Consider the following 12751-nt stretch of genomic DNA (forward strand, 5'->3'; position numbering starts at 1 on the left):
CGCGGGATGCGTGCCGTCGGGATCAGCCGAAGGTCGGAAGATCGGGTGAGGCGGAGTTCGAAGGCATGATCCGGTACGTCTTGAGCACCTGGGTCATCGCCTCACGGAACGCCGGAGCGTTGGCACTTGACGACTTTACCGTGGTCGGCTCATCGAGGGTCACCACAACGACGTACTGGGGATCATCGGCAGGAGCAAAGCCCGCGATCGTCGTGAAGTACGAACCGACCTTGTAGGTGCCGGCGCCCGGATCGACCTTCTCTGCCGTACCTGTCTTCAGCGCGATCCGGTACCCGGCGATGCCGACCTTCTCAGAGACCGAACCTTTCGTAGCGACGTTCTCGAGCATGTCGGTGACCTGGCGGGCCGCCTCGGGACTGATCACCTGTGTCGGCTCACCGTTGTCGGGGGTCGTGACCGTGCCGTCAGCGGCCGTGCAGGACTCGACGAGTCGCAGCGGCAGCTTCAGTCCACCGTTCGCGATCGCCTGATACGCGTTCGCGAGCTCGGGCACTGTCGTCGTCAGGCCCTGACCGTAGGAGGTGTTGTACTTCGTCTGGTTGTCCCACTGGCTCGGGTCGCGAACGAGGCCGTTCGCTTCCCCGAGGAAGTCGACATCCGTCCCCTGACCGATCCCGAACTTCGTGAGGTAGTCGTAGCGAGCCTGGTCGCTCATCATCCCGGCGAACGTCGAGATACCGACGTTCGACGAGTTCACGAGCACACCGTTGAGCGTGTAGTCGTAGTCCGGGTGTGGAAGATCGTCGCGAACGCTCGCACCGTTGTCGAAGGTCTGGCGGAAGGGCACATGGACCACTGAGAACGGGTTCGCGGTACCCGAGTCGACGAGCATCGCCGCCGAGAGCGCCTTGAAGGTCGAGCCCGGCTCGAAGGTGTTGCGGAAGATCCGGCTCGCGCGATCGGATTCGTCGACGGCGGTCGGAGCGTTCGGATCGACGGTCGGGTACTCGGCTGCCGCACGGATCGCCCCCGTCTTGACCTCGACGACGAAAATCGAACCAGCCTTGGCGCCCGTGTTCTGCGTCTGCTCGGCAATCAACTGCTGCAGGTACCAATTGAGGTCTCGGTTGATCGTCAGCTGCAACGTCCCCCCGTCGACGGCGGGCTTCTCGGTCATCGTTCCCGGGATGACGACACCGTCACCACCGCGCTGGTAGCGGATCTCGCCGTTGGTCGAGGCCAGGCACGCGTTCTCGGAGTACTCCAGGCCCGCCAGCGGCGTGCCGTCGGACCCGACGAAGCCGACCAGGTTACCCGCGACCGCGCCATCGGGGTACGTGCGAGCAGGATGCGCCACAAACGCGAGGTACGGGATCTTCATGTCCGCGAGTTCCCGGTACTGCGCTGTCGTGAGACCGCGCGTGAGCATCGCGTACCGGCTCTCCGGATTCTCAGCGAGTGCCGCGGCGACGATTGCCTGGATCTCTTCCGCAGTCTGGCCCGTCACGGCGGCGATCTCGGCCGAGATCGTCTCCCACGGAACCTTGACGTCCTCGCCATCTATCGTCCGGTCGATCGGACCGACAAGTTTCGGGTCCAGCTGTGCGTCGTAGAGCACGATGCTGCCGGCGAGGGTCGCACCGTTCTCGTCGACGATGGTGCCGCGGGTACCGTAGGTCTCCTGCGAGCCCGACAGCCCGAGCTCGAGGGACTGCTCGATGTGATCGTTGGCGTTGACGACCTGGATGTCGACGAGACGGATGACGAACGCGCCGATGACCGCCAGAACGACGAACATGGCGACGACGGTGCGACGCCGAGGGCTGCGGGTGCTTCGTCCGGTCATCGCGTCGTGGGGGTCGGTAGACCGTCGGTGAGCGCGGGCGGGATGACCGATTGACCGGTCTCATCCGTGACCTCGACCGGAGTCCCCTCGATGGTCGCGGCGGGATCGGTGACCAGGGGCGTCTGGGTGATGAGGGCGTTTGCCACTGCTCCCCTTCCAACGGCGTCGATGGATGACTGCCAGCCCGCGGCCTGCGAGGCTCCGACCAGGGCGCCGTCCGACAGACGGAGGAACGTGGGCGCTTCGCTGATGACCATACCGAGGGCCGATGCGTTTGCCGCCAGGTACTGCGGCGAGCTGAGACCTGCCACCTCGTCGTAGAGGATCTGCCGGTCCCAGGTGAGCTGTCGCTGCTGCGCCGTCAGAGTCGAGATCGCGTAGGTATCCTGCGTGGTCAGAATCGACACGACCATCTGCGCTGCGACGATCGCCGCAGCTCCGAGGACCGCGACGATGCCGTAAGCAAGACGCGGGCGGCGCCGAGCTGCGGCCTGCTCGACGGGGCGAAGGCGCGGCGCACGGGTATCGGCCGGCAGCGTGCTGGGGGCGAACTCATCGAGAGCTGCCAGCAGATCCGCGCTCATGCGGCATCCTTCACTCGTTCGGCCGCACGCAGGCGCACAGGGGTGGCACGGGGGTTACGAAGCTTCTCGTCATCCGAGGCCATCTCGGCGCCCTTGACGATGAGGCGGAACTGCGGGGCATGCTCGGGAAGTTCCACGGGCAAGCCTGCGGGTGCGGTCGAGCGCACCGCCTGGGCGAGCACGCGCTTGACGAGGCGGTCCTCGAGGGACTGGTACGACATGACGACAAGGCGCCCGCCGACCGCCAACGCCGCAAGCGCGGCGGGCAGTGCCGTCTCGAGCGCCGCAAGCTCCCCGTTCACCTCGATGCGCAGCGCCTGGAACACGCGCTTGGCGGGGTGCCCTGCGTTCTTCAGCGCCGCGGGAGTCGCGTCCTGCAGGATGTCGACGAGCTGACCCGACCGCTCGATGGGCTGCTCACCCCGCGCATGGATGATGGCTCGGGCGTAGCGTCCGGCGAGCTTCTCTTCGCCGTAGCGCTCGAAGATCCGGCGCAGATCGCCCTCGCCATAGGTCGCGAGCACGGTTGCTGCTGTCACTCCCCCGGACTGGTCCATCCGCATGTCCAGCGGCGCATCCTGGGCGTAGGCGAATCCACGGTCAGCGACATCCAGCTGCAGCGATGAGACACCGAGGTCGAACAGGATGCCGTCAACGCGGGTGAAGCCGGAGCGGTCGATCGCGCCGGCGATGCCGTCGTACACGGTGTGCACCGGACGCAGCCGGTCACCGAACCGCGCGAGCCGCTCCGAGGCGATGCGCAGGGCGTCGGTGTCGCGGTCGAGCCCGATCACCGTGAGCGCGGGGAAGCGCTCCAGGAGCGCCTCGGTGTGGCCGCCCATGCCGAGGGTGGCATCGATCACGACCGGGCTCTGGCCGCCGAGCGCGGGAGCGAGCAACTCGATGCAGCGCTCGAGCAGGACGGGGGTGTGGATGTCGCGCAGGTCCATGGTGTCGGGCCGGACCGCTGGGCTCTGATCCCCATCCGCTGAAGACCTGGCGCCGGGGAAGTGCGTCAGGGCCCCGCAGATGGGCATCACAACCGAGGGTCAGAACAGGCCAGGGATCACCTCCTGCTCCATTTCCGAGTAGGCGGCTTCGTTTCCTTCGAGGTAGTCGTTCCAGGCCTGGGCATCCCAAATCTCGGCGTGAGCTCCCACACCCGTGACGACGAGCTCGCGCTCGAGACCGGCGTAGGCACGCAGCGGAGGCGGGATGGTGATGCGGTTCTGACTGTCGGGGGTCTCAGCGCTCGCGCCCGAGAGGAACATGCGCAGAAAGTCGCGCGCCTGCTTGTTCGTCAAGGGCGCTTCGCGGATGCGTTCGTGCACGCGCTCGAACTCTTCGGCCGAGAAGACGTAGAGACAGCGTTCCTGGCCGCGGGTCACGACGATTCCGGCGCCGAGATCGTCGCGGAACTTGGACGGCAAGATGACGCGTCCTTTGTCGTCGAGCTTCGGAGTGTGAGTCCCTAGCAACATCCCGCGTCACCCCCCTTCGTCCGGCCCCTCCAGGTTGCACGCCACTTTACTCCACTTCCCTCCACTTTGTCACCACATTCCTGCCACAGCACTCCCCTAGCGCGTCTCTCCACGCTCGGGCGCGACAAATCCTGACGGGAAGGCGGGATCCACTGGATGCCGAAACCGCGCGGTTAACGACGAAACGCCGACCCGGAGGTCGGCGTTCGATGGCCCGTCAGGGGGCGGTGGAGAGGTGGAGAGTCAGTCGGTGGAGCGCAGTGGAGGGCAGAGCCTCAGCTGATCAACGGCCTTCCTGGCGGCGGTCCCAGCGGTCGTTCATGCGGTCCATGAAGCTGGCGCTCGTGCGGGTCGCGGCCGGGCGCCGGTCAGCGCGCTCTGGCTCTGGGCCCACGCGCTTGGCGGGGGTGACGGCGACGATGACACCGGCGATCATCGCGAGGAACCCGAGAACACCGACAACGATCAGCTGCATTGCAACACCGACAATGAGGGCACCGATGCCCGCGAGGACAAGGATCGTGCCGTACACGACATTGCGATAAGAAAGACCACCGCCGCTGGACGCCGAAACGACATCGGCGTCGTTGCGCATGAGATGGCGCTCCATCTCGTCGAGCAGACGCTGCTCCTGTTCGGAGAGTGGCATGAGATCCCCCTCGGGCTGGATCGGTGGCACGATTCTACGCGCGCCGTCGATTACTAGGCTAGGCCCGTGTCAATAGGTAGTGATCCGGTCGGGGCAGTTTCTCAGCGAGTCGAGGAGTTCTTGGCAGCGCGGGAGGCCGAGGCCGAACTCTTCGGCGACGAGGCGATCCTCCTCCACGGCGCTGCCGCCGAGTCCGTTCGGGGCGGAAAGCGGCTGCGCGCGCGGTTCTGCTTTGCCGGATGGCGCGCGGTCAGAGAGCACTCTGGCGCCGAACTGGAACCGGCCGAAGACGTGCTGGCCGTGGCGGCGGCACTGGAGGTTTTCCACGCAGCTGCCCTCGTGCACGACGACATCGTCGACAACTCCGACACGCGACGTGGCCGTCCGGCATCCCACCGCGCCCTCGAAGCCGCCCACCGCGAGCGCGGCTGGGTCGGCGATTCCGCTCGCTTCGGCCGGTCGGGCGCGCTCCTGCTCGGCGATCTTCTGGTCGCGTGGAGCGATGACCTCCTCGAGGAGGGCCTTGCTCTGGCAGCCCCGACAGCCGCGGCCGCCGGTCGCCGGGAGTTCGCACTGATGCGTCGCGAAGTGACGATCGGGCAGTTCTTGGACGTCGCAGAGGAGTCTGCGTACGTGACGGATGCCGACGATCGCCACGCCGAGCGCGCGCTGCGGGTGGCATCGCTGAAGTCGGCGAGGTACAGCATCCAGCAGCCCCTGGTCATCGGTGCGGCGATCGCCGGAGCTGATGCAGCGCAGCAGTCCGCCCTTATCGCGTTCGGGCACCCGGTCGGAATGGCCTTTCAGCTGCGCGATGACGTCCTGGGTGTCTTCGGTGACGCCGAGTCGACAGGCAAACCCACCGGCGACGATCTTCGCGAGGGTAAGCGCACGGTGCTGGTCGCTTACACGCGCGAAGGGCTCCCCTCGGGATCGCGCCGTCTGTTCGATGAGATGCTCGGCGATCCGGCTCTCGAACCCGACCAGATCGCGGCGATGCAGCAGACGATCCGGGAGACCGGAGCGCTGGCGCGGGTCGAGAACCTCATCCTCGACTACACCCGTATGGCCGAACGCGCACTGTCAGGTGCACCGCTGGGCAACCGCTCCGTGAGCGAGCTGCGAGGACTTGCCCGCGCAGCGACGGTGCGCACGACCTGAGCGCGAACCGCAGATCTCACTCTTAGGCGAGCGTCTGGGCCACCCGCCGAACCTCGCTCTTGCGCCCTGCCCGCAGCGCCTCGATGGGTGCCACGCCGATCGATTCCTCGGGCGCGAGCATCCAGTCGATCGCTTCGTCGTCGCTGAACCCGGCGTCGTGGAGCACGATGATCGTGCCGCGCAGCGACGGCAGCGGATGGCCGTCCATGATGAACACGGCGGGCACCGCGAAGGCGCCGTGGCGCTTGGATCCGATCAGTTGCGACTCGTCCAGAAGCCGACGAACGCGGCCGAGCGGTTCGCCGAGAACCTCGACGAGGTCGGGCATCGTGAGCCAGGCGGTTTCGATTGCAGGAGATGGGGTGGTCACGACAGCCATGATCTCACCACGAGCCGCGTCCCGACCGCTGCGCCGATCGATCGGCGCCCGATACTGCTCACCCGCTTCTGTGAGCCGCTCCCAGGCCGGGCGGCTCGGGCTCCGTAGACTCGGTGCGTGAGCACCAGCGCGCAAACCGATCCGCTGATCGGCCGTCTCGTCGACGGCCGATACCGGGTGCGCGCCCGGATCGCTCGTGGCGGCATGGCTACCGTCTATGTCGCGACCGACTTGCGCCTCGAGCGCCGCGTCGCGCTCAAGGTCATGCACGGGCACCTGAGCGATGACACCGTCTTCCAGAGCCGGTTCATCCAGGAAGCCCGGGCCGCCGCACGGCTCGCAGACCCGCACGTCGTGAACGTGTTCGATCAGGGCAGCGATGGCGAGATCGCGTATCTCGTGATGGAGTACCTCCCCGGCATCACCCTGCGCGAGCTGCTTCGCGAAGAGAAGCGGCTGACGGTGCCGCAGACGATTTCGATCATGGATGCCGTACTCTCCGGTCTTGCCGCAGCCCACCGTGCCGGCATCATCCATCGCGACGTCAAGCCCGAGAACGTGCTGCTGGCCGAGGACGGCCGCATCAAGATCGGTGACTTCGGCCTGGCGCGCGCGACGACCGCGAACACCGCGACCGGCGCTCAGTTGATGGGCACGATCGCATACCTTGCCCCCGAACTGGTAACCCGGGGAACCGCGGATGCCCGCAGTGACATCTACAGCCTCGGGATCATGCTCTACGAGATGCTGACCGGTGAGCAGCCCTATCGCGGTGAACAGCCGATGCAGATTGCGTTCCAGCACGCGACCGACTCGGTCCCCCGCCCGAGCGTCAAGAACCCCGGCGTTCCTGAGCAGCTCGATGAACTCGTGCTGTGGTCGACCGAGAAGAAGCCCGACGATCGACCCGCTGACGCGATGGAGATGCTGCAGCGGCTGCGGGAGATCGAGCGAAACCTCGGCATCTCACCGCAGGTCGTCACGGCGGCGACCTCCGGGATGATCGACCGCGAGGATCCAACCGAGCTGACGAAGGTCCTTCCGGCCACCACCGGCGCGACTGCTGTGCATTCCGAGGTCGACAATGCGGCGCGCCTGCGGCGCTCGGCGAACCGCCAGGGCGCGCGCACCGCCTGGATCGTCACCGTCGTGATCCTCCTCGCGGCCCTGGCCGCCGGAGTCGGGTGGTGGTTCGGCTCGGGCCCCGGCTCCCAGGTCTCCGTCCCCGCCGTCGCGGGACTCGACTACGAGGGCGCAGCTGCGGCCGTCGAGGCCCAGAACCTCGTTCCGGAGCAGGCGGGTGAGAACAGTCTCGAGGTCGAACAGGGTGTCGTCATCCGTACCGATCCCCCGGCGGGCGACCGCGTCGACAAGGAGTCGACGGTTCGGATCTTCGTGTCGCTGGGCCCGGCTCAGCACGACATCCCCTCGGTGGCAGGGCAGTCAGCGGCCGATGCGCGCGCGACACTCACCGGTTATCAGCTCATCGTCACGGAACCCGACGCCGAGCTCTTCTCCGATGCCCCAGCCGGCACCGTCGTCGCGGTCTCTCTCACGCCGCGCCTGCAGAGCGATCCGGTGAACTGCACGGACGGGTGCACGGCGTTCGAGGGCGAGACAGTCACGCTGACTGTCTCGCTCGGTCCCGTGCCCGACGTCCGGGGTATGTCGGTGGAAGCCGCTACCCAAACGCTCGAATCCGCGGGTCTGAGTGTGTCGGGCGAGAACATCGCGCAGTACGACAACGACGTCGCCGCCGGTGAGGTCATCGGCATCGCCGAGCGCCAGGATGGCGGACAATGGCGCCCGGGTGACACGGTGACCCTTGTCGTGTCCAAGGGTGTTCAGCCGGTAGAGGTGCCCGCGGTCATCGGTCTGTCGGTGCGCGACGCGGTCACCGTGCTCGAGGATGCCGGGTTCCAGGCCGAGACGGCGCTGCCGGAGGGCAGCCTCTGGGACGTGTTCCGCGTCAATGAGATCGACCCGAAGGCGGGAACCTTCCACGTGCCCGGCACCGTCATCACCATCACCGATATCGGGATCGGTGGCGGTAACGGCGGGGGCAATGGCGGCGGGAACGACTGACCCGCCCGGCGCTCAGCGCTTCTCGAGCTCCTCGGCGACGAGGAAGGCGAGCTCCAGCGACTGCATGTGGTTCAGTCGCGGGTCGCACAGCGACTCGTAGCGCGTTGCCAGACCCGCTTCGTCGATCATCTCGGATCCACCGAGGCACTCGGTGACGTCATCTCCAGTCAGTTCGACGTGGATGCCGCCCGGGTGCGTACCGACGGCCCGGTGGGCTTCGAAGAACCCGCGCACCTCGTCGACCACATCGTCGAAGCGACGGGTCTTGTAGCCCGTCTGCGACGTGATGCCGTTGCCATGCATAGGGTCGGTGACCCACAGCGGGGTCGCGCCCGAGTCCTTGATGGCTTCGAGCAGCGGAGGCAGCGCGTCGCGGATCTTGCCGGCACCCATGCGGGTGATGAAGGTCAGACGGCCCGGCTCGCGCTCCGGATCCAACTTGTCGATGAGGGCCAGCGCGGTCTCGGGAGTCGTGGTCGGGCCGAGCTTGACCCCAATGGGGTTGCGGATGCGCGAGAAGTAGTCGACGTGCGCACCGTCGAGTTCGCGGGTGCGCTCCCCGATCCACAGGAAGTGGCTCGACGTGTTGTACGGCGTTCCGGTGCGGGAGTCGATCCGGGTCATCGGGCGCTCGTAGTCCATGAGCAGGCCCTCGTGCCCGGTGTAGAACTCGACGCGTCGCAGTTCGTCGAAGTCGGCGCCCGCGGCTTCCATGAACTTGATGGCGCGGTCGATCTCGGTCGCCAGGCGCTCGTAGCGCTGGTTCGCGGGGTTCTGCGCGAAGCCCTTGTTCCAGCTGTGCACCTCACGCAGGTCGGCGAACCCACCCTGCGTGAACGCACGGATGAGGTTCAGCGTCGATGCTGCAGTGTGGTACGCCTTCAGCATCCGTGCCGGGTCCGCTCGCCGCGAAGCTTCGGTGAAGTCGTAGCCGTTGACGATGTCGCCGCGGTACGCGGGAAGGGTGACGTCTCCGCGGGTTTCGGTGTCCGACGAGCGGGGCTTGGCGAACTGCCCGGCCATGCGTCCCATCTTGACGACAGGCATCGAGGCGCCGTAGGTCAAGACGACTGCCATCTGCAGCACGGTCTTGATGCGGTTGCGGATCTGCTCGGCAGTCGCACCCGCGAAGGTCTCGGCGCAGTCTCCGCCCTGCAGCAGGAACGCCTGCCCGGCGGCGGCGCGCCCGAGCTTCTCGCGAAGGATGTCGACCTCGCCGGCGAAGACGAGCGGCGGGAGTGTCGCGAGCTCAGCCGATACCTCGGCGGCGGCCTCCGGCGCATACCACGACGGCTGCTGCTTGATCGGGAGCGTGCGCCAGTGGTCGAGCGGGTCGGTCTTGAGGAGCATTCGCTCAGTCTATCGGGGCGGGAACTGCCTCAGAGCGCGGCGGGGCGGCCCGGTTCTTGACCGTCGACGCATACACGTCGTCGTACTTCTGTTCCCCCAGCCGCTGCAACGCGACCATGATCTCGTCGGTGATGGAGCGGAGGATGTAGCGGTCCCCCTCCATCCCGTGGAAGCGGGAGAAATCGAGGGGTTCGCCGATGACGACGCCGACGCGCACGACGTTCGGAACCCGCTGGCCGATCGGCATCATCGTGTCGGTGTCGACCATGACGCACGGCACGACCGGCACGCGCGCCTCGAGCGCCATCCGGGCGATGCCCGTGCGTCCGCGATAGAGCTGTCCGTCGGGGCTGCGGGTGCCCTCCGGGTAGATCCCGAGAAGGTCTCCCCGGCCGAGAACCTGAAGCCCCGTGTTGAGGGATGCCTCGGATGCCTTTCCGCCGGAGCGGTCGATCGGCAGCTGCCCCGTCGCCTTGAAGAAGACCCGGGTCGCCCAGCCCTTGATGCCCTTGCCGGTGAAGTAGTCGCTCTTGGCGAGGAACGTCACGGGCCGGTCGATCATCAGGGGAAGGAAGATCGAGTCCGCGAACGACAGGTGGTTGCTTGCGAGGATCGCGGCCCCGGTCTTGGGGATGTTGCGGCGACCAACGATCCAGGGGCGGAAGATCGCCTTGACGATGGGGCCGATGACCACGTACTTCATGAGCCAGTAGAACACCGCTCGCACGCTCCTTCCGCGTCACCGGCGCTTCTGAAGTCTAGTCACGACGGACATCGCTCTCAGCCCGCTCGCCCTCCACTGCTGGCAACACGATCGGAGCTGGAACGTGGTGTCATCCCGACTGGGATCGAGTCTCATCCGGTAGGATTGGCCGTCAACCGATCCGCTTTTCACCGGTACCGAAGGAGTTGCCGTGGTCCAGTTCGAGACACCCGCGGTCGTGGCCCCCGATCCGCAGGCCAACATCACCGATCTGCTCGTGGAGCGGGTGAAGAAGACGCCGCAACTCGCGCTCTTCGCCGTGCCCGAGGGCACCGGCTGGCGAGACATCACCGCATCCGACTTCCTGAACCAGGTGGTGGCGCTGGCCAAGGGTCTCGTCGCAGCCGGCATCGAGCCGGGCGACAAGGTGGGTTTCATCGCGCGAACGACCTACGAGTGGACGCTCGTCGACTTCGCGATCTTCTTCGCCGGCGCCGTCATGGTCCCGATCTACGAGACCAGCTCCCCCACCCAGATCGCGTGGAACCTCTCCGATTCGGGAGCGGTGGCCTGCATCTGCGAGTCGGCCGATCATGAGGACCGGGTGCAGGAAGTGCTCGCCGAGCTCCCGAACGTCCGCTCGACGTGGGCGATGCACAAGGGCGACCTCGACGCGCTCGTCGAGAAGGGCGCCGCCGTCACGGATGACGAGATCGAACGGCGTCGCTCCCTCGCCGTGGGCGCCGACATCGCAACGCTCATCTACACGTCGGGGTCGACCGGTCGCCCGAAGGGCTGCGTCCTGACGCACAGCAACTTCGTCGAGCTCTCCCGCAATTCCGCGGAGGCACTGAACGAGGTCGTGGCCAAGCCGGGCGCATCGATGCTCCTGTTCATCACGACAGCCCACGTGTTCGCGCGGTTCATCTCGATCCTCAACGTCCACGCGGGCGTGAAGACCGGGCACCAGCCCGACACCAAGCAGCTTCTCCCCGCGCTCGGATCCTTCAAGCCGAGCTACCTCCTGGCCGTTCCCCGGGTGTTCGAGAAGGTCTACAACTCGGCGGAGCAGAAGGCGGAGGCCGGCGGAAAGGGCAAGATCTTCCGCGCGGCCGCGCACACCGCGATCGAGCACTCGAAGTACGTGCAGGAGGGACGCAAGGTCCCGTTCATGATGGGCGTGAAGTTCCGCCTGTTCGACAAGCTCGTGTATTCGAAGCTCCGCGAGGCGATGGGCGGGCGCGTCGAGTACGCCGTGTCGGGATCCGCGCCGCTGGGTGAGCGCCTCGGCCACTTCTTCCACGGCCTCGGCGTCGACATCCTCGAGGGGTACGGCCTGACCGAGACGACCGCGCCCGCGACCGTCAACCTCCCGGGCAAGTCCCGGATCGGGACTGTCGGCCCTGTGCTTCCCGGCGTCGGCGTACGCATCGCGGAGGATGGCGAGATCGAGGTTCGCGGCATCGTCGTCTTCAAGGAGTACTGGCGCAACCCCGAGGCGACAGCCGCCGCCTTCGATGGCGAGTGGTTCAAGACGGGGGACATCGGCGCCTTCGACAAGGACGGGTTCCTCCGGATCACCGGCCGGAAGAAGGAGATCATCGTCACAGCTGGCGGCAAGAACGTCGCACCCGCCGCGCTCGAAGACCCGATCCGCGCCAACCCCATCGTCGGACAGGTCGTTGTCGTCGGCGACCAGAAGCCGTTCATCTCGGCCCTGGTCACTCTGGACCCCGAGATGCTGCCGACGTGGCTGGCCAACAACGGTCTGCCCGGTGACATGTCCCTCGACGATGCCGCATCCCACGACGCAGTCCGCGCCGAAGTGCAGAAGGCCATCGACGGGGCCAACGCGTCCGTCTCTCGCGCCGAGTCGATCCGCAAGTTCGTGATCCTGCCGACCGAATGGACTGAGGCGAGCGGCCACCTCACCCCCAAGATGAGCATCAAGCGCAACGTGATCATGGCGGACTTCGGCGACCACATCGAAGAGCTCTACTCGGTACCGGTCTCGACGTCGAACCTGTCGCTGTCGTAACCGACGCCGCCTGAGCGGATCAGAACCAGTCGGACTCGCGGACCTCGCGCATCGCTTGCTTGCGACGCGCGGGGTCCAGCCGGTCCAGGTAAAGAGTCCCGTCGAGGTGATCGGTCTCGTGCTGAAGCGCCTGCGCCATGAGCCCTTCCCCCTCAAGCACGACGGGGTTGCCGTCGAGATCGATGCCGTGCACAACAGCGTGGGGATAGCGCAGGGTGTCATGCCACAGGCCCGGCACCGACAGGCATCCTTCACCCACGAGCTCGGGCTCCCCCGACACCGAGACGAGCACGGGGTTGAGGACATACCCGATCTCGCCGTCCACGTTGTAGCTGAACGCGCGAACGCCGACCCCGATCTGGGGGGCTGCCACTCCCGCGCGCCCCGGCAGGGCGACGGTGTCGAGCAGGTCGGCGACCAGGGCCTTCGTGCCCTCGTCGATCTGCTCGATCGGAGCGCTCGGGGACTTCAGGACAGGGTCACCGAACACACGGATGGGACGAACTGCCATTCG

12 protein-coding genes are annotated in these 12751 nt (G+C 66.8%); 3 read left to right on the top strand and 9 right to left on the bottom strand.

Annotated features, from left to right (window positions below; all coding sequences use genetic code 11):
* Positions 1–22: 22 nt before the first annotated feature.
* The 5 genes from AADH62_RS11300 to AADH62_RS11320 all read right to left on the bottom strand — a co-directional run bounded on the left by AADH62_RS11300 (position 23) and on the right by AADH62_RS11320 (position 4521).
* A complete protein-coding gene (locus AADH62_RS11300) occupies positions 23–1759 on the bottom strand; it encodes a penicillin-binding protein 2 (RefSeq protein WP_341579566.1) in 1737 nt (578 codons plus the stop codon).
* 44 nt (positions 1760–1803) lie between these two features.
* Positions 1804–2391, bottom strand: a complete 588-nt coding sequence (locus tag AADH62_RS11305; RefSeq protein ID WP_341579567.1) for a hypothetical protein — start codon at positions 2389–2391, stop codon at positions 1804–1806.
* A complete protein-coding gene (rsmH, locus tag AADH62_RS11310; RefSeq protein ID WP_341579620.1) occupies positions 2388–3341 on the bottom strand; it encodes a 16S rRNA (cytosine(1402)-N(4))-methyltransferase RsmH in 954 nt (317 codons plus the stop codon). The genes AADH62_RS11305 and rsmH overlap by 4 nt, the downstream gene beginning before the upstream one ends.
* A gap of 99 nt (positions 3342–3440) precedes the next feature.
* Entirely contained in the window at positions 3441–3872 is a 432-nt protein-coding gene (gene mraZ / locus AADH62_RS11315) for a division/cell wall cluster transcriptional repressor MraZ (protein WP_292708068.1), read from the bottom strand.
* Positions 3873–4155: 283 nt separating this feature from the next.
* Complete coding sequence (locus tag AADH62_RS11320; protein ID WP_341579568.1) at positions 4156–4521, bottom strand: DUF3040 domain-containing protein; 366 nt, start codon at positions 4519–4521, stop codon at positions 4156–4158.
* A 66-nt stretch (positions 4522–4587) separates the two neighbouring features.
* On the opposite strand from AADH62_RS11320, the gene AADH62_RS11325 reads away from it, so the two are divergent.
* On the top strand, positions 4588–5682 hold the full coding sequence (locus AADH62_RS11325; protein WP_341579569.1) for a polyprenyl synthetase family protein: 1095 nt from the start codon (positions 4588–4590) through the stop codon (positions 5680–5682).
* A 22-nt stretch (positions 5683–5704) separates the two neighbouring features.
* On the opposite strand, the gene AADH62_RS11330 is transcribed toward AADH62_RS11325, so the two are convergent.
* Entirely contained in the window at positions 5705–6061 is a 357-nt protein-coding gene (locus AADH62_RS11330; RefSeq protein WP_292708059.1) for an Rv2175c family DNA-binding protein, read from the bottom strand.
* A gap of 117 nt (positions 6062–6178) precedes the next feature.
* On the opposite strand from AADH62_RS11330, the gene pknB reads away from it, so the two are divergent.
* Positions 6179–8146 carry a Stk1 family PASTA domain-containing Ser/Thr kinase gene (pknB, locus tag AADH62_RS11335; protein ID WP_341579570.1) on the top strand — a complete coding sequence of 656 codons (1968 nt, stop codon included), beginning with the start codon at positions 6179–6181 and terminating at the stop codon, positions 8144–8146.
* Positions 8147–8158: 12 nt separating this feature from the next.
* On the opposite strand, the gene AADH62_RS11340 is transcribed toward pknB, so the two are convergent.
* Together AADH62_RS11340 and AADH62_RS11345 are read right to left on the bottom strand one after the other, a co-directional pair.
* Positions 8159–9496 (bottom strand): class II 3-deoxy-7-phosphoheptulonate synthase, encoded by a 1338-nt coding sequence (locus AADH62_RS11340; RefSeq protein ID WP_228178576.1) that lies wholly within the window; start codon positions 9494–9496, stop codon positions 8159–8161.
* 4 nt (positions 9497–9500) lie between these two features.
* On the bottom strand, positions 9501–10214 hold the full coding sequence (locus AADH62_RS11345; RefSeq protein WP_292800755.1) for a lysophospholipid acyltransferase family protein: 714 nt from the start codon (positions 10212–10214) through the stop codon (positions 9501–9503).
* Positions 10215–10410: 196 nt separating this feature from the next.
* Between AADH62_RS11345 and AADH62_RS11350 the strand changes: the two genes are divergently transcribed.
* Complete coding sequence (locus AADH62_RS11350; protein WP_341579571.1) at positions 10411–12237, top strand: AMP-dependent synthetase/ligase; 1827 nt, start codon at positions 10411–10413, stop codon at positions 12235–12237.
* A gap of 19 nt (positions 12238–12256) precedes the next feature.
* Here AADH62_RS11350 and AADH62_RS11355 read toward each other — a convergent pair whose 3' ends face one another.
* Positions 12257–12748: a peptide deformylase gene (locus AADH62_RS11355; RefSeq protein ID WP_228178574.1), complete on the bottom strand. Its 492-nt coding sequence runs from the start codon at positions 12746–12748 to the stop codon at positions 12257–12259.
* Between the last annotated feature and the right edge of the window lie 3 nt (positions 12749–12751).

Source organism: Microbacterium schleiferi (genome assembly GCF_038150145.1).
GTDB lineage: Bacteria > Actinomycetota > Actinomycetes > Actinomycetales > Microbacteriaceae > Microbacterium > Microbacterium schleiferi_B.